Source organism: Sphingobacterium endophyticum, from assembly GCF_009733535.1.
Classification (GTDB): domain Bacteria; phylum Bacteroidota; class Bacteroidia; order Sphingobacteriales; family Sphingobacteriaceae; genus Sphingobacterium; species Sphingobacterium endophyticum.
Map to the genome: position 1 here is coordinate 14,632 of NZ_SMMI01000004.1, position 18,594 is coordinate 33,225.

General features: G+C 34.0%; 16 protein-coding genes. 8 read left to right on the forward strand and 8 right to left on the reverse strand.

Features of this window, described 5'->3' with window-relative positions; genetic code table 11:
- Window positions 1-6 precede the first annotated feature (6 nt).
- Complete coding sequence (locus E0Y80_RS05890) at window positions 7-513, forward strand: hypothetical protein (protein ID WP_156306651.1); 507 nt, start codon at window positions 7-9, stop codon at window positions 511-513.
- 2 nt (window positions 514-515) lie between these two features.
- Here the strand turns inward: E0Y80_RS05890 and E0Y80_RS05895 are convergent, their stop codons facing one another.
- Window positions 516-1,304, reverse strand: coding sequence for a phosphatase PAP2 family protein (locus E0Y80_RS05895; protein ID WP_156306653.1), 789 nt, complete (start codon window positions 1,302-1,304; stop codon window positions 516-518).
- Window positions 1,305-1,635: 331 nt separating this feature from the next.
- On the opposite strand from E0Y80_RS05895, the gene E0Y80_RS05900 reads away from it, so the two are divergent.
- From E0Y80_RS05900 to E0Y80_RS05925, 6 genes are all read left to right on the forward strand, one after another.
- The gene (locus tag E0Y80_RS05900; RefSeq protein ID WP_156306655.1) at window positions 1,636-2,406 is read left to right on the forward strand and encodes a hypothetical protein; all 771 of its coding nucleotides are present in this window, start codon (window positions 1,636-1,638) and stop codon (window positions 2,404-2,406) included.
- 18 nt (window positions 2,407-2,424) lie between these two features.
- On the forward strand, window positions 2,425-3,621 hold the full coding sequence (locus E0Y80_RS05905; RefSeq protein ID WP_156306657.1) for an ankyrin repeat domain-containing protein: 1,197 nt from the start codon (window positions 2,425-2,427) through the stop codon (window positions 3,619-3,621).
- 8 nt (window positions 3,622-3,629) lie between these two features.
- Window positions 3,630-4,970: an ankyrin repeat domain-containing protein gene (locus E0Y80_RS05910; protein ID WP_231595969.1), complete on the forward strand. Its 1,341-nt coding sequence runs from the start codon at window positions 3,630-3,632 to the stop codon at window positions 4,968-4,970.
- 127 nt (window positions 4,971-5,097) lie between these two features.
- The gene (locus tag E0Y80_RS05915; RefSeq protein ID WP_156306661.1) at window positions 5,098-5,481 is read left to right on the forward strand and encodes a DoxX family protein; all 384 of its coding nucleotides are present in this window, start codon (window positions 5,098-5,100) and stop codon (window positions 5,479-5,481) included.
- Window positions 5,482-5,493: 12 nt separating this feature from the next.
- Complete coding sequence (locus E0Y80_RS05920; protein WP_156306663.1) at window positions 5,494-6,003, forward strand: STM3941 family protein; 510 nt, start codon at window positions 5,494-5,496, stop codon at window positions 6,001-6,003.
- 93 nt (window positions 6,004-6,096) lie between these two features.
- Window positions 6,097-6,762, forward strand: a complete 666-nt coding sequence (locus E0Y80_RS05925; RefSeq protein ID WP_156306665.1) for a hypothetical protein — start codon at window positions 6,097-6,099, stop codon at window positions 6,760-6,762.
- Window positions 6,763-6,841: 79 nt separating this feature from the next.
- Here E0Y80_RS05925 and E0Y80_RS05930 read toward each other — a convergent pair whose 3' ends face one another.
- The 7 genes from E0Y80_RS05930 to E0Y80_RS05960 all read right to left on the reverse strand — a co-directional run bounded on the left by E0Y80_RS05930 (window position 6,842) and on the right by E0Y80_RS05960 (window position 17,386).
- Window positions 6,842-9,112: a GH92 family glycosyl hydrolase gene (locus tag E0Y80_RS05930; RefSeq protein WP_394350227.1), complete on the reverse strand. Its 2,271-nt coding sequence runs from the start codon at window positions 9,110-9,112 to the stop codon at window positions 6,842-6,844.
- Window positions 9,113-9,329: 217 nt separating this feature from the next.
- A complete protein-coding gene (locus tag E0Y80_RS05935; RefSeq protein WP_156306669.1) occupies window positions 9,330-11,489 on the reverse strand; it encodes an alpha-galactosidase in 2,160 nt (719 codons plus the stop codon).
- 66 nt (window positions 11,490-11,555) lie between these two features.
- A complete protein-coding gene (locus tag E0Y80_RS05940) occupies window positions 11,556-13,337 on the reverse strand; it encodes a DUF4091 domain-containing protein (protein ID WP_156306671.1) in 1,782 nt (593 codons plus the stop codon).
- Window positions 13,338-13,503: 166 nt separating this feature from the next.
- Window positions 13,504-14,301, reverse strand: a complete 798-nt coding sequence (locus tag E0Y80_RS05945; protein WP_156306673.1) for a sulfite exporter TauE/SafE family protein — start codon at window positions 14,299-14,301, stop codon at window positions 13,504-13,506.
- A gap of 94 nt (window positions 14,302-14,395) precedes the next feature.
- Window positions 14,396-15,607, reverse strand: a complete 1,212-nt coding sequence (locus E0Y80_RS05950) for a carboxypeptidase-like regulatory domain-containing protein (RefSeq protein ID WP_156306675.1) — start codon at window positions 15,605-15,607, stop codon at window positions 14,396-14,398.
- A 110-nt stretch (window positions 15,608-15,717) separates the two neighbouring features.
- Window positions 15,718-15,942 carry a hypothetical protein gene (locus E0Y80_RS05955; RefSeq protein WP_156306677.1) on the reverse strand — a complete coding sequence of 75 codons (225 nt, stop codon included), beginning with the start codon at window positions 15,940-15,942 and terminating at the stop codon, window positions 15,718-15,720.
- A gap of 124 nt (window positions 15,943-16,066) precedes the next feature.
- Window positions 16,067-17,386, reverse strand: coding sequence for an ammonium transporter (locus tag E0Y80_RS05960; RefSeq protein WP_156306679.1), 1,320 nt, complete (start codon window positions 17,384-17,386; stop codon window positions 16,067-16,069).
- A gap of 340 nt (window positions 17,387-17,726) precedes the next feature.
- Here E0Y80_RS05960 and E0Y80_RS05965 point away from each other — a divergent pair, with 340 nt between their 5' ends.
- Window positions 17,727-18,557 carry an AraC family transcriptional regulator gene (locus E0Y80_RS05965; RefSeq protein WP_156306681.1) on the forward strand — a complete coding sequence of 277 codons (831 nt, stop codon included), beginning with the start codon at window positions 17,727-17,729 and terminating at the stop codon, window positions 18,555-18,557.
- Window positions 18,558-18,594: the final 37 nt, after the last annotated feature.

Consider the following 18,594-nt stretch of genomic DNA (forward strand, 5'->3'; position numbering starts at 1 on the left):
AAAATCATGCTAATCCAAGTAAATGATGGAATGCAAAAAAATTATGCGTACGAACTTACGGAACCTGTAGGCAAAAATTTTCATCCTGAATTTACTCCAGAATTAACTCCTAAAGAAATGTTAGAATTAGGTGTATTTAATGGAAAATACCTCAATTCTTGCCAAAATGAATTCCCAATCGACTGGTTTAAAAATGTAAACCTGTTTCTTGGAGAAAGTCAGAATGGAAATCCAGACCTCAATTACTTCAAAGTTAGAGCTTCTCAACCACTTGAAGAATGGCAAAAAAAAGGATGGATTAACCCTCAAGACCCCAGAGGATGGTTCCAATGGTATTGCAGATACTTTATGGGAAGAAGATCTGCTGATGATCTAAGACAGATTAAACGTTGGAAAGCAATGAAAAGACATATCGCTCAAATTAAAAACAACTGTCAGTTCGGCGACCTTCAATGTAGACCTAAACAAAGACAAGCTCTTCTTCATTGGGCTTATGACAGCATAAATATGTAATCCTATATTTTACAATTAAAACTGAGCATCATTTGTCGGCCATTATAAGTGGGATATAATAAATAAGGATGCTTTTTCTTTTGAATTCTTTCTTTCAACACTGGAAGCAACCAATAGGATATTTTTGTACTTAATATACCTATTCCTGCTCCCATGATCACATCAGATAACCAATGCTTATTGTTATACATTCGGAAAAAACCTGTCCCTGCCGCAATCCCATAGGCACCTATCCCATACCAAATAGATTGATGACTATATTCCTGCCAAACTAATTCTGCCCCAACAAATGCAGTTGCTGTATGTCCAGAAGGAAATGAATTATTAGCAGAAAAATCTGGCCTCCAAGTAGGAATAGTCCCTTTCAGTAAATTAACCGCTCCTGCCATTATTAAATGCGAAATCCCAGCAGTAAACAATCTTGTTTTAATTTCGTGCTTACCGGAAACCCCTAAAACATCTAACGCAAAATAGGAAGCGGTAGGAATGTATTGAGAATAATCATCAATTGGAAATTTCCCAGGATGATTTGTTTGCAGGTTATCTCGTATAAAAACATTCTGATTTTTGATATATGGATTTTTAATCGAAACTACTCCAATTGTAATAAAGCCAACAGGTGCAATTAATTCTGAACGTAAAACATGTTGTTGAAATATTTTATGAAAACCACTTTCTATTTGCCCTGCTAAACTATCTGTCTGACATATGCAATAGGTGCTGTTAAGATTTAAAATAAGTAAGATTAATACTCGTAATCTTAGATTAAACCAGAAGATCAATAGCTTCATTAAATTATACTTTCGGTTATTAATTGGATATTTACACCTCTCTAAATCAACCTACACATATGTTATTGCCATATCTTTCAAAACGAAATTATTATTAAAATTCGATAAATAAAATACCTAACATCGTGTATTTTTTATGCTTTAATTATTTAATAATCATCATCATTTTTATCAAGTTATAGCCTACAAGGACCTGTTTTGGAAGATACTCTGGTATAATTATATAATTCAACAATACTCCGACTTAACAATCTTCTTTTTTAAAGCATGCTTGAGGTAGATTTAGGAAATTCAAATAATGAAAATTTTTGTCTTCTTATTTTTCACACTTATGAATATAAATCATTGCATGGGGCAGAATTCAGAAAATTCAGAAACAAATCTGCTCTTGAAAAAATTTGATTTTGAGTCACAGATAATAAATGGATACCATGAGTTGCTGCCTCAAGAACTTAAAGAATCTCAAGCTGACCTTCTCATTGATATTGAGAAAAAATATAATCGGCAAGAAATCAGAAAAACACTCCTGAATTTCATTCAACAAGTATATTCCCATGATGAAATAAAGAAATTTTCCTCAATGGAACCTGAATCTATAATTGAAGATAACCAGAACAAATTCAAAGAATTGGAAAATAAATTAGAAGGATATTATGATCAAATGTATCTTGAAGTAAACCGAGCACTCTCTGGGGTTAAAATTATAGATATTCCGATTCAGTCTAAACCATTTGAATTTTTTACTATAAACCGACCGGATGGTATTTACGAGGCCACTGCATATGATAATTTCCTACCCCAAAACATACAAATTAATCCGAAACCTTTAATTCCTGCAGCAAAATTTATCTCAATTGAAATCTTACAAATTGACGCCTACACAAATAGTATTAATATTCAATTGAATCTAAATGATCAGAATTTAATAGAAAAAATAATCAAAAATCAAAAGGCTGACTTAGTCCTGATTATTGATAAAAAATTGATTTCAATTGTAAGTCATGAACCATTATTTCAAAATAATTCTTTGATTTTGACCTCAGAATGGTCATTAAATGATCTTCAAATGATTAAAGACACGCTAAACAGGGATGTGTATTAAAATTAAAACTAAAACATTATGTTCGAAAAAACAGATCTTATAATTGCCATTGATAAAGCTGATCTAAATACTGCTGTTAAACTTTATAATGAAGGCAATAGAATTCCAAACAGTCCTCATGCTTATGATTATTCTCAATTATTTGATAATCTTATCAGAATTAGGGCATATGAATTAATCAACTTAATGGTTGAGAACGGGGAAATTGAAAATGATGTCTATATGCTTGATAATATTGAGAATTCCATGTTTTCAAAATTAATAAGAGTAAAAAACTTAGATGAAAGCTTCCTTGAATTTTTTAAAAGCTTTTTAGATAGTTCCCAGAACATTAACGATGAGGTTGCTGGTCACTCATTAATTAGTTACGCCATTGAAAGTGGGGCAGATCCTAAAATCCTTCAAACTTTGATTGACGCAGGTTGCAATACCCATTTTAAAAATCAAGCAGAAGATAATCTAATAAATATAAGCATTAAGAAATATGGGATAAGTAGCAGTAACCTAATATCATATATTCAAATTTTCAGTAAGGAAGGTGTAGATATCAATGAAAAAAATAAAGTCGGAAAAACTGCATTGCATCATGCTGTGGAATCTAACAAACCTCAAATCCTAGAAATATTACTACAAAATGGCGCTAACCCGAATGTACAAGATGCAGAAGGAAATTCCCCTTTTCACATTGCTGTTGCGCATAAACTCGATTTGGACATATACAATCAGCTTGCTGAATATGACAGCATGGACTTTGAACAAACCAATCATAGAGGAGAAAAAGCACTACATGAATATCTAAGGATTTTGGATGGCTTTGGTTCTGAAAATCCAGAATTACTTTTAAAATTAATCGATGATGGCGCGAACCTAAATAGTACCTCCCCTTTTTACAGTAAGGAAGTTTCAGCATGGGATTGGATTGTCCAGAAAAAAGCTGTCCTTTTCGAAAAAGTATTTAATACTATTCAACCTGATATAAATGAACAGGATGATTTGGGAAATACACTTTTACATAAAGTGGTTAGCAAGGACAGCAATAATGACCAAAATATCGCTAAAGAAACTTATAGAAAAGTGAAATTCCTTCTGGATAAGGGTGCATCTCCAACAATATTAAACAATGATGAAAGGTCCGCAATGATGATTGCTTCTGAGGATAACTTAAAAACTAAAACGGTCGAATTATTATTAATAGCTCAACAAAAAGAAAAGTAATTATGTCAATGTCATTTATAATTGCCTGTGAAGGCGGAAAAAGAAAAATCGCTGAACTTTTGTTAAACAATAACGAAGTAGACGTAACTTATGCCGATGAAAAAGGAAGAACTGCCCTTCATTACGCTGCTCATAGAGGATATATAGATTTGGTAAAACTTCTTATTGAAAAAGGGTCTGACTATGATTACGAAGACCATCAAGGCGAAACTCCTCTTTTTTTTGCATGCCTCCAAAAACAAAAACAGACTGCTCAATATTTAATCGATCAGGGTGCAAATGTCAATATAAACGATTTAAAAGGAAATAGCTTACTCCATCTTACCGCAGCCACTGGTCAAGCAGAAGTTGTAAAAACTCTTATCGAAAAAGGATTAGATGTCAACGCCGTTAATAACAATACAGAAACTCCTCTTATACTCGCTGTAATGAACAGGAGCCTGGAATCTGCAAAGATTTTATTGGACACTGCTGCAAATCTCAATAATAGTAATAAAACCGGAAATGCTGCACTTTTGTTAGCGGTAAAGAACCGACAACTTCCTATGGTAGAGCTTTTGATAGATAAAGGAGCTGAAATCAACCAAGCTAATGAATTCGGAGAATCTGCCCTCCTAGTAGCTTGTTACGAAGGAAATAAAGCATTGGTGAAATTATTATTAGAAAATGGAGCAGATGTAAATATAAGCTCCTCAGAAGGTATTTCCCCAATTTGGTATGCTTGCGCTCATAATCAAAAAGAAATTGTGAATTTACTGCTAGACAATGGTCTCGATGTAAACCATAGCAGACCTATCACTGGAAATGATCAGGCATTATACGGGTACTTAGATTATGTGGAAACAAATAATAATCTCTCAGTAGATGCTCAATTCAATTTTAATCCAAAAGATGCACAAGGTGGTGAATCATTATTGCATCATGCCGTAAAAAATGGTCACCTAAGCATGGTGAAATTATTAATAGAACGTGGTGCAAACATTGATTTACAAGATGAATCTGGTAATTCTGCCCTTCATTATGCTGCCGCTAATGGCAAAAAGGATGTGCTGAAATTCCTTCTTGAAAACAATGCTGATCCTCAATTAACTAATATAAAAGAACAAAAAGCAATCGATTATTCAAACATTAAAGGCTATAATGAAATTACAGCGTTATTAATCCAATTTGGATCCACCCAAAGTGTAAATCAGAGTAGTCCCTCTCAACAAAATCATCCATCAAATAGTAATACAGGACCTGTCATGGATAAGAAAAAAGCATTAATGGATCTGAAAGAACTTTTGGATGCTGGAATTTTGACTCAAGAGGAGTTTAATCAGGAAAAGAGTAAAATATTGGGTACATAAACTTACTTTAGATAAAACTTATAACATAATTACTGTGTTTCAATAAAAAAATATTGATAGACAATACTTTTCATATAATTTGAAATAAACTTATACGTTAAATAATTAATTGTAAAACCAAATTATAATGAACAATGTTGCTATAGGGTTATTAATACTTAGAATTTTCATTGGAGCGAGAATTCTTTATGGAGTTATTGACAATGTAATAAATTGGGACAAAATGAATGAATTTGCACAATTCCTATCTCAATATAAATTTCCATTCCCAATTGTATCAGCAATTACTTCTGTTGCAATTCAACTTTTCTGCGGATTTTTAATATTAATCGGATGGCAAACTAAATGGTCATCATTGTTACTTTTCTTAAATTTCTTAATTGCATTAATAATGGTTCATCTTCCAAATAAGGATTCAATAGAAGTGATGACCCCTGCCTTAGCAATGCTCTTTATATCCGCAGCACTAATATTTACTGGAGCAGGAAAATATTCTGTAGATAAAAATTAATCATCATAAAATATGGAAACTAAAAACTTTTTTTACGGGAAAGAAAAAATGAATGCCTTGGCAATCAAATTCTTATTATTAGGAATTGCCGGATTAATAGGAATTTACTATATCTGGTTTGTTGAAGAAAGAATTTATTTAATTGGAAGAGTGGTTGTAGTCTTCTTAGCTTTGTTAGGAATTGGAGCATTTATTTATTTGAAATTGTTCGGAAAAAAACCAAATGAAATTGCTTTGTCAATTAGTCCTCAAGGTATTAAATCAAACACTACTCCTGTTCTGAATGCTGCAGATTTAATTGAATGGACCGACATCACAAATGTATTCTATGTAGGGAATACCATAGATATTGAGGTTATTGATCCAAATAAATATGCTGATAGAATGAAAAACTTCTTCGTGAGAGACACTTATATGAAAGCAATGAAAGGAATTTTTAGAATTTCATTAAATGAGGTGAATGCCCCAGAAAAAGAACTTGCCGAAACCTTGAATCCTTATCTGAATAAATTGAATAACTAAAACCTTTGTGTACCTGTATTCAGGTAATTTAAAAAAAACACTGCTGTTTAAGATCTTATATTTTAGATTTGTAATTCACTAAAATAACCTTATATGAAAAAACAGTTCTTATTTGCATCAATAATTTTAAGCAGTACTTTATTCTTTGCTTGCGGAAACAACAATAATTCCTCCGAATCCAATGATGCTGAGGAAACTGATGAAAAAAGTGTTATTGAAAATTTAAGTGATGCCGGCGATGCAGTTAAAGGATTAAGCGGCTTAGAAAAAGCAATGAAGGATGTCGAAACACAAACTAATGCTTTAAAAGCAAAATCTCCAGTTACTAATGACGAACTTAAAAACGTCCTTCCTGAAAGCTTAGACGGTTTGAAAAGAAAATCAATCCGTGTTGGTGACTCTGCATCCCTTGGAATCTCAACAGCAAATGCATCCTATGAAAATGAAGATGGATCAAAAACATTGGACATATCTATTATGGATGGCGCAGGTGAAGCAGCTAGTGCTATTACAGGATTGGCATTTTATGGATTTAATACAGATTCCGAAGAAATATCCGATGATAGAACCGAAAAAACTACTGAATTCAAAGGTCAACGTGCTAAATTAACTGAATCTAAATACAACGAAGAATTAACATCAACAATTGAATGGATTCAAAAAAAACGATATTTAATGAAGATTGAAGGTAAAACTTATACGATTGATCAATTAGGTAATCTAATGGACAAACTCAATCTTGATAAACTTCCTGAATAAAATTTTATACTAAAACTATTTAATAAGGCCATTTAATTCAATGGCCTTTTTTTAATCCTATAAAATCTAAATTTATGTACTAACTTTTTTTAGGCTTAGAGGACATTATAAACTGAAGCTCTCCACCCTCTGCTATTTCTTCATGTGGAAGCTTAAATCCAAGCACCTCTTTTCCATTCCAGAAGACCTTAGTTACATATACATTTTTCTCAGACTGATTCTTTGCCACAATCTTCAATAATTTCCCGTTTTCTAATTGAATTTCAGCCGATTTTACTAATGGACTGCCTATCCAATACATCGGTTCTCCCGGTGCAACTGGATAAAAACCTAGTGAACTAAATAAATACCAAGCTGACATCTGACCACAATCATCATTCCCCCCTAAACCCGCAGGTCCATTATGATATTGATTCCGGATTATTTGCCTTATACGCGCTTGAGATTTCCATGGACTTTTTGTTACATTATATAAATACGCAACATGATGAGATGGCTCATTGCCATGTACATAATTCCCAATAATACCCTCTCTAGTAATATCTTCCGTATTTTCAAAATAGTGGTCTGGTAGATGCATACTGAATAGTGAATCCAAATAGTTTTCAAAACGAGATATTCCTCCCATGGTCTCCATTAACTCTACTGGCTGATGCGGAACATACAAAGTGTAATTCCAGGTATTTCCTTCTATAAATCCTTGCCCATGAGTGTCTAATACATCAAATTTCTCCCTAAATTTCCCTTGACTATCCTTTGGTCGCATAAAACCAATACGCTCGTCATAAAGATTACGCCAATTCCCTGCTCGCTTAGTAAATTCTGCAGCAATTTCTTTTTTGCCTAGTTTCTCAGCTAATTGTGCTATACACCAATCATCATATGCATATTCTAAGGTATTTGATACTGAGGTCCCATTTTTATCATCAGGTACATAACCTAAATCAATATAATCTCCTATTCCTTCATATCTCCGTGAATTGGCCGTCTCAACACATGCAGATAATGCAGCTTCTGCATCACCTTTATAAACACCCTTCATGATAGCATCTACAACTACAGATACTGAATGATATCCACTCATACACCAATTCTCATTTGCATAATGTGACCATATTGGCAACATCCCTAAAACAGATTGACTATGGTGGGCCATCATCGATGAAACCATATCTGAATTCCTTTGTGGAGAAACTAAGTTTAACCATGGATGAAAGGCTCGAAATGTATCCCATAATGAAAATGAAGTGTAGTTCGTAAATCCATCTGCTACATGAACTTCCTGATCTAAACCTTTATATTCCCCATTTAAATCCATATAAACCGTGGGCATTAAATTAGCATGATAAACAGAAGTATAAAAATTAACTAAGTCTTCCTTGTTCAGCATTTCTACTTTAAACTTATTTAATTCCTTATTCCAATCCTCTTTCCCTTTGGAAACAATCCTATCAAAGTTCCAATCCGCTGTCTCAACCTCCATATTTGATAATGCATTTTTCATACTAACTGGACTTAATGCCACTTTCAAACCAATTTGCTCGCCTTCTTTGGTATCAAAATCTAAATGCATCTTAATGTTATGAGCAGCCAATTCTGGAAAATTATTCTCTTGATCAAATTTCCTCCAAAATCCTTTATACTGAACATCCTTATCTAAATATTTTGCCCCATAATTCTTAAATGGTTTAGACGTCTTAATCGCAAAGTAAACTGTCCTTGTTCTTGCCCATCCATTGGTTTGACGATATCCAGTTATCGTTGAATCATTTAGTACTCTCACAAACGTCCAAACATTCTTTCCCTCATAATTATAAATCCCAGAGGTAAGATCTAAAATTAAATGCGATTGGTCTGATGAAGGAAATGTATATCGATGCATTCCAACTCGCGTACTAGTCGTTAGTTCTGCCTTAATATTATGCTTATCAAGCTTAACGCTATAGTAATTCGCCTCCGAAATCTCATTATCATGACTATATTTAGATCGATATCCATTCTCCGGATGGTCCTTCGTCCCTGGGTTTAGTTGAACTTTCCCTTGGGTTGGCATCACTAGAATATCCCCTAAATCAGAATGACCTGTTCCTGAAAAATGTGTATGGCTAAATCCTACTATCGTCGGATCATCATATTGATATCCTGCACAATATTTATAAACATCGCCGGTATATTTTCCATTAACTGCATATGGAATCGTATCTGTTTCAGGACTTAATTGTATAGACCCAAACGGAACTGTGGCGCCAGGAAATGTATGCCCCATCTTTGCTGTACCAATTAATGGCTTAACATATTGACTTAAATTTGTTTGTTGAGAAAACCCTATCACAGGTAATAGGATTACCATAAAAATACCAGCTAACTTCTTATATTTATTATTTATCATTTTCAAAGAATCTTATTTAATTTAAAATGGGTTTATAAGCTACTAAATCGATAATGTTATCATCAAATATATCTAAAACATTCTTCAAATTATATTTATAAAACTAATTTATATCCAATAAAAAGCTTCCATATAGTCATAAAAAAAGGTGACTCCAAAATAGAATCACCTTCTTTAATTATTTTAAGGTAAACCATGTATACCCGTTCGCAGGAATCTTGACGGGAAGATTTATTTTATAATCCCTAGTTATCTCATATTTCAAACTATTCTTTTCCTCAAATGAAATATTTACCTCATCGCTTAATCCTGTGTAATAAACAGGCAATTCAATCGTAATATTCATCTCCTTATCAGTAGGATTATAAATCATTCCTAATCCTTTTTCTTTTCCAGATGGATCTACATGTAATATTCCATCCCAATCCCGTCCATCTGCTCTTCTTAGATGTATAATATCTTGATTCAAAATATCTCTATATTTTTTATACCAATCTATAACTTCAATTACAGTAGACTTTGTTCTTTCCGTATCGTATAGTCTCGGCCCACGATAACATGCTTGAATTCCTGAACCATAATACTGCATCATCAATTGCTTATAATCTTCAAGGTGATCATTTAATGGCTCCAAAACCGCATCCGCTCCTCCTCCATGATAAGCCGTCAAGGGAACAAAACCCCAACCCATCGAGGGTGTTTTCTCCCATGTACCATCATATATATTCTGGCGATTTAAAATCTTCTGCTGATCTCTACTTAATGAAAAATTAACCTCCCTATAGCCTAACGCAATTTTATTAGTCCCATCTAAAAAGTACCAATCTGGTGCATTGATGTATACTCCCATTTTATTTAATTCATGAAAAATCGATTTCTGAATTTCCATTTGTGCCCATTGTGAATCCTCTAAACCTTCATGCCCTGGATGATCATGTGATGCACAGACATCTCCTGGATAGGGACCGTCCATTTCCAAAATACTAAATCCTGTATTCCTGAAAAAATCCTTAATCGCTTTGGCATAATCCAAACCCCATTGACTACCAAAACAAGGTGCATTACCAAAAAATGCCCCTCCTGGCTTTCCCGTTCTTGGATTAATTACATCCGTTTCTGCATTAATTGTCCTTGAACTAAATAAGGTATATCCCCCTAATTTTATACCCTTAGATTTTGCATAGTCTGCTAATGATTTCCATTCCTTATGGTTTTCCGCCGTGTTCAACTCCATCCTTAAATGACTCCCAAAACTCAAAATTACCGCCTCATAACCAGTTGCTGCACATTGATCTATCGCTGTAATTACCTCTTCCCTGTTTTTGCTCACTAAATGCATAAATATTGGATTGGCATTCGTCCATGGTGTCAACTTTCTGTACATTTTCCGAATCGCCAACCCTCGCCTTTCATGATCTTCACTATCATGTAATAGCTCAAAGGTTTTCACTGAGGTAAATCTCCCTTTTGGGGAGATGTTTATCTTTGAAACATCCTTAGGGTAAACCAATGCTTTCGCCGGAGTCGTTAAATAATAATTTACTTGGGATGTATATGTAGAATCTGTCTCCCAATGTAAAGTTTGATCTGAAAGCCTGTATTTCATAGCATTGTTAAATGCATAATTCGTCTCAAAATAAATCCCAGACTGCTTTAACATATCTTCCTTGCTCCCAACAACTGCAGACTCCCCTTCTACTAATGAAAGCACCTCATTGACAACTCGATTAACTTGTATTTCTCTTCCACTATCATTAACTACCTCTACCCATTTTCGTAAAACTGGTAATCCATCATAAATTTCATAATGAACCTCTATGACGATGCCTTTCAGATCCGAATGAATGAATTCCAAAATCAAACCCTTTCCTCCTGCCGATTCCTTTGAACCTGACCAGAACGGACCTCTGTCTTGTATTGAAGCCTCTAAAGGCACTATTTTTGAAGCTCTAAAAGTAAATGCCTCTGGATTGGCTTTAAAATCAGACAACCATTCGTTTAGTAAATAAGCCTTTTCCTTCTGTCCTTTTAGCCCGCCTACTTCATATTCTTTCCCATTTATATTAACATAGGCCTCCGGCTCCACAGATCTGATCAATTGCTGACCATTGCTAAGATTTCGATAATCATAACAAACTAGATTATCTGCCTTTTTAAATGCTCGTTCAATTAAACCATTTGTTAATAAAATGTCTGAACCGTTCTCTTTAATTGTTGCCTCGAATCCCTTAGGCTGGATTAACCAATCTACCTTCGGCTTTCCTCCTTGCGCTAAACAAAATTGGCTGATGGAAATAGTGAATAATGTAATTAGGATTAGTTTAGGATTGATTCTCATATGTCTTTTTATAAAAAAGGGCAGACGTCAATTTGATCTGCCCAAAATTTGTTAATAACCTCTTTTTTAAAGAGTTTTTGAAATATTGTTAAGTAATTCTTTAGCTTCATTCAAATCTTCATTCCAACCTTCAAATCTTTGGTTGGCTTCCATTTTGTGAATAGCGGATTGAAACAGGTCTAAATTTTTCTGATCTTTCTTTTCCTTTAATGCTTTTATGACAATCCTTGCCTTTTCATAATCTTGAATTCCTTCAAGCATTCTTTCATATCGAATCGATGACCTTCCTTTAGGATAAACTATGTAAGTATCTCCTGCTGGCCATGTCCTGAACCTGGAATCTTGTAATGGGTTTTCAACCCATGAATTATAAGCCCATCTCAACATCCCATCAAAGCCTGTGGCTAATGCATACCAACCTAAATAGGTCGATTCTGCCGGTTCTGAAAATGTAAACTGATTTGGAAACCCATCTGAACAACAGATATAAAATGTACTATTTAATCCTCTCTCCTTCCGGGAAATAATATCCTCCTTGGAATATGGATGACCTACTGAAATACTGATATCCTCTGAATTTGGAAATCGCTGATAGGTTTTCTGATTGTCCGCATACGAAATACCAATTTTTGGAGCAACTTTCTCTAGTAAGGCAATTGCTGCATCCATTTGCTCTCGTTCTCGCTCATCCATAGCTATGTTCGTTTTTTCTAACCAGCCTTTGGAATCAAGATGCTTTACAAAATCCTTTAAAAATGGGGTCCATAGATCTTCAAAAATCGGAGTGCCAGGTTTTGCAACTACATTAACCATGGAATTATTGGACGCATCTTTATAATGTATTTCATTATTCCATGGAATTATTGAATAACAATTAATCATATCCTCAACCCCTAAATCCATCATAAAATCCACCCATTTATCAAAAACCTTATAGTCATACGTCCAACTTCCATCCGTATTTTTAGTCCAACTAATCATATCGGCATATGGATCATAAGTCTGAACATTCCAAGGATCTTTATTAAGTGTAGTGGTAATAACCTTTTGACCCGCATCCGCCAATAGCTTCATTACTGGCTTCATCGCTGCAAAATGGGCATCACTCCACATTGCCAATCCTTCAACCCGAGCAACTGAGGATGGATGTTGCCATTGATCTAAATGATAGGTCCATTCTGAGGATTTTGGAAGAATTTGATTGATCACTTCAACCTCTAATGCTAACTTCTCTGTTTTTTGTCCTTTCCCACTTATGAGGATTTCACCTATATAATTCCCAGATTTCGCTTCGGAAGGTATATCAACACTTATCCATACTGGTCGTGCTGTTTTTCCCGAAATATTAAATGATGTCAAATTGTCAAGCATATCTGCTGATAATGACGAGGCAAAATCCTCAGGTTTCCGATGACCACATCCTCCTGCAAACTCATCTGTCATTACGTACCTGACAAACCTAGCTTTCGTTGAAGAACTTAAAATCTTCGACTTATCTTTTGAAACAAAGTCCGAAATATGAACCTCTACATCCTCTACATCAGTCTTTGACCATAACAGAACCTGAGCAGATAGCTTTTCTCCTTTCCATCCCTTAATAAGAACCCTATTCTGTTTTTCAATTTCTGGTGCCAAGGATTTTGCAAAGCGTTTATCAACTGTTACAAAGGAACTTTGTAAGCCTGAACCAACTTTCGACCAATCTGAATTAACATCTCCAGTTGGATCTGCTAGCTCTACAAATGTCTCCGACAGCCCTGGTTTTGACTGCGAAAAACCTGTTGAAAAATTTAATAATGTGCTACTTAGGGCAAGTAATATAACCCAATGTGGTTTATTGATTATCATCTTGAATAGTTTAGTTGACCTTAGTGAATTTCCAAATAGGAATTCTCCATTTCCGGAATACAATATACAGGTTTATAATGAATTGTTTACATTATTTAGTATTTGTAAACAAAATTTTATTTATATTATTCTTTTAATGCCAATACGAAATCAGTCTTATTATTAATCACCTTATCAGGGTCTCTTTTATAAGAATATAAAGACCAACAAATAAGATCATATATCCAAAACCTATTTTCAGTATCTTGTTCGGAATTTTTTCCGCAAAATAAAATCCTATAAATATTCCCAAAACCGTTCCGCCTGTGTACAATAGCAATAAATTCCAATCAAAGATTTCAAATTTCTCTATGTCACCCATGACACCAAAAAACGAGTTTATGGAAATAATTATCAAGGAAGTTGCAACTGCTCGGCGCATGGGAAGCCTGTAGAAATTAACCAATGCTGGTATAATCAAGAAACCTCCACCTGCACCTACTAATCCTGTAATGAGACCGACAATGGCTCCTTGTAAAACAACAATCTCAATTGGGATTCTTACATTTTCAGCGGGAATTTCCAAATTATGCCTAGCACTTATTATCATACTTAATGAAGAAGCAACCATCACAAATGAAAATAATATCATCAAAAGGACATTTTGATGAAAACTATAACCTGCTATTTGTATAACTTCCGGAACTAACGGTAATATAAATAACCTGGTAATAAATACAACAATTAGGGAGGGAATCCCAAAACTTAAAACCTTAGGAAGGTCCGCCTCCTTTTTCACTATTCCACGGATTGCTCCAATTAACGAAGTAACACCGATGGCAAATAATGAATAGGTGGTGGACAAAACGGGATCTACTCCCATAATATAAACTAATATCGGTACCGTTAATATGGTTCCCCCGCTTCCTATTAATCCTAATGTTATGCCGACAATAATCGCTAAAATACAGCCAAGGATAATCATATCAATTTATTTAATGGCACCTTATTCCCATTGTTTAACTTTAGTACCAATAAAATTAATAGAATTATATGAACCATAAAGGATTTCTCCCTTTTTATTCTGAAGGAATATAATCCAACGGCAGTAGATAGGCCAACTTTGAATAACCAACCGCATAACCACTTAAAATCCAATTTGCAGTAGGAAAATATCCTCCCTGCGACTCTATTATTATCCCTTCATTTCCAACTATGAAAAGCTCCGAATCTTGTGTAGCTGCTCTTTGTAATATTTTATTCTTGGATTCTGAAAAATATGCCGGATAAATAATATATAGATAATCAGAATAATTCAGCCTCTTTAAATTCTTTGAATTATCTTCTTCAACGATAATTTCTTCTGGCTTCATAATCCCCATTAAATAACTGATCTTTTCCGGTTGTGACATCTGCTTCTGAAGGCTGTTCATTTTATCGACAGTGATCTCCTTTTGCGAGGCATAAAATAAATTCCAATTTCCATGATATTTCTTTTGAATCGTATCCATTATTGCCTTATGTTTTTGCCTTGCTTCTATTCGTACCTCATTGTCCTTTTTAACCAATTTCCTAACAACATATCCATCCTTTTCCCATTGATTATGATAGGTGCTACTAACAAATCTATTCATCGATAATAGATAGGATACTTGCCTGTTTTTTTTAAACTTTGATCGCCCTTTCCCTATATCCTTAAAAAACGCATAACCCTCGAAAAAAAACATCCTAGTCCCGAATTCCATCCTAAAACTACCTAAATCGTATGTTAATTCATATCCCAATGCCTTGTTTAATATCTTGAGCGGTTCTGTACAAATAGCTGTTAAAACATTAGCCTTCTTATCAAATCGAAATTTAACAACCTCATGATTCAGAATTTTACAGTCATCTGCAAAATCTCCTACTCCAATTAAATTCTCAATAAAAAAACTGCCCCATTCCTTCCATCCATCCTTTAGGTAATTTCTGACAACAACCTCCTCAATAGCTGTAGATTTTTCTTTTATCCCTATGACCAACTCATGCTCCAGTGGTAATTGAATCTCTAAAACACGTTTGTCAAAACCCATATTACTGACAACTAATTCAACAATACGATTAGGCGAATTTATTTTAAAATATCCTTCCTTATTCGAACTTGTGCCTAATGACGAATTATTAATATAGATGGATGCACCAAAGATTGGACTACGATCATCTGAATTGATAACCCTTCCCTCAATAATGTGCTGAGCAATTATTTGATTTGATATTAGAATAGCTACTATAAAAAGAAAGATTCGAATCATACTACGATATTTTCGTAAATATACTAAAACTCCATAATAATACTAAATTAAAAAAGCCTGAATCTGGAAAAAAACAGGCTTTTGACTAACAAAAATATAAAAGAATGTGATTATTGGGCTGGAGGTGTTATTGTTGTATCTGCAGCAGTCGAATCAAGCTTAATCACTTCTTCATCTGGTGCATTAATATTATAGCGCTCTTGGTCCCCTCCCTCTTGTGGATTGGGTAGCTCTTCAGCATCGGTTTCTTTATTGTCGCTATTATTCGTACAACTTATCATAGTAATTAATCCCATGGCAAAAATTCCTGAAACTAATAATTTTATCTTATTCATATGCTTGGCACGTTGATTTATATAGTAAACCATCTTAAGCCCTAAAAAGTTTTTATGAAATAAAAAAACCTGGCTCTCGGTTAAAAGCCAGGCATAATTTAGGTTATTAAGGAGTTAATAAAGGTCAAAGTTTTTCCCCATGCTGTGAAATGTCCAATCCTACTTCTTCTTCCGCCTCTGACACTCGTAATGGGCTCACTAAATCTGTTAATTTCAATAAAATAAATGCTACAATCAGAATAAATATCGTTGCCCCAATCAACCCTATGATATGAGCTGAAAATAATTTCCATTCTCCATAAAATAAGCCATTATCAACAACAACTGAATTTATAGTGCTTGTAGCAAAAACTCCAGTTAAGATCATACCAACCATACCGCCTACTCCATGGCTCGGAAATACATCCAAGGTATCATCGATCCTTGATCGAGTTCTCCACGCTATGACAACTCTACTAATTATTGCAGCTACTGCCCCGATAACTAGTGAATGTCCAACGGTGACAAAGCCCGCAGCGGGTGTAATAGCAACCAATCCGACAACTGCGCCTATGCAGACTCCCATAGCTGATGGCTTAACTCCTTTTGAAGCATCAAAGAAGATATAGGTTAATGCAGCAGCTCCTGATGCAGTTGAGGTTGTAATTAAAGCTGTAGCCGCTAATTCCGAAGCTGAAAATGCAGACCCAGCATTAAATCCTATCCAGCCAAACCATAATAGACCTGTACCTAATAATACATAGGTAATTCGTGCTGGTGTATGACTATGCATATCCTTGCCCTTCTTGAGGTAAAGCGCTGAGGCTAGTGCCGTCAGGCCAGCCGACATATGCACAACTGTGCCTCCCGCAAAATCTAAAACCCCCATCTTAAACAATACACCGTCCGGATGCCAGGTTGCATGTGCTAATGGTGCATATATAAATACAAAAAATAAACATATAAATAACACATAGGATGTAAATCGAATCCGCTCTGCAAATGCTCCTGTAATTAGTGCTGGAGTAATTATCGCAAATTTTAACTGATAAATTGCAAATAATGCAAATGGAATTGTCGGTGCCCCATCCCATGGTCCTCGCTCTAATACATTATTAAACATAAAATAGGTGCTTGGATTCCCTATGATTCCACCAACTGATTCTCCAAATACTAAACTAAATCCAAATACAACCCACAAAACTGCAACTACAGCCATACAGATAAAACTCTGCAACATCGTTGAAATTACATTCTTCTTTTTAACCATTCCACCATAAAAATATGCTAATCCCGGCGTCATAATTAAAACCAATGCAGTCGAAGTCAACATCCATGCAACATCTGCATAATTATACTCAGAACCTGAATGAATTTGAGGTGATTTTGTAAATAATAGCGATATTATTACAAGAATTCCCATAAAAACTAATGGGATATAAGATTTTTTGCCTGATAAAACCATATTTGTCTATTTTTTATATAGCAAAAATACATTTTTATTATATTTATCAAAATAAAAATGAAATATTTTTGATTTTTATTCATAAAAAACATGATTTATATATGTTTTTAATAAAAATACCAGTACAAAAACAATTATAAATCAATAAAAACACATATTTTTTGTGTTTTTATTGATTTTAAAGGTAAAAAACAACGTTTCAAACCTCAAAACACCTTTTTCATCATGTTTTAATTTCATTTGATTTCAATTTTTAAAAAAATATCAAAACAAATCATCAATCTTGCATATTTTTAATAAAATTCTGAATGAAATAGCAGATTAACATAATAATCCAACAATGGAAAACCTTTTCAAAATATACAAAGTTGATAACAAAGAAGCTCTTTATATTCAATCTCAAATTAACGAACCTCATAACCACCAATTCGAGGAACTTATTATTGGGATAAAAGGAAAAATTGAACATTTTATAGACTTCAAAACTGAATCCTATTCTGCCCCATTTATTTGTTTTGTTAGCAGAGGAAAAATACATCGCGTCCTTCCAATGCTTGAAAATGGTGAATGTGATTTTTGGGTTATCCGATTTAAAAGTGAATTTATCCCTGAAACAACATTTAATCTTTATGGATACTACCATGATGCCGCAAATATTAACCTTAAAAAAGATCGTTGTTTTGATCGTATCAATCAAATATGCCAAATTATCAACGATGAAATGAAACAGGATAAACCTGAATTAGCTGTCGTGAGAGAATTGTTGAATACTTTATTTGCAATGATCGAATCTGAACGTAAAAAAGTGAACCCTGACCATTTAAACCTTTACAAAAATCAAGATATTACCTTTAAAAACTTTCTTAATATCCTTGAAGATAACTTCAAAAGACCTGAAGGTGTAAATTATTACGCTGAAAAATTATTTATGAGTGCAAGAAACCTTAATTCAATCACCCAAAGCATCCTTCAACAATCCGTTTCTGAAATTATTGAAACTAGAAAACTTACCGAAGCCAAAAATCTACTCCTAAAAACTAATAAAACAATTTCTGAAATAGGTTTCGAATTAGGATATACAGATAAAGCCTATTTTACAAGTGTCTTCAAAAAGAAATCCGGAATAACACCTTCTGATTTCCGAATTGAAATGAATAAATTGATTTCCTAATTCCTATATCTTTCTTCCAGATTTTCATACCACCTCA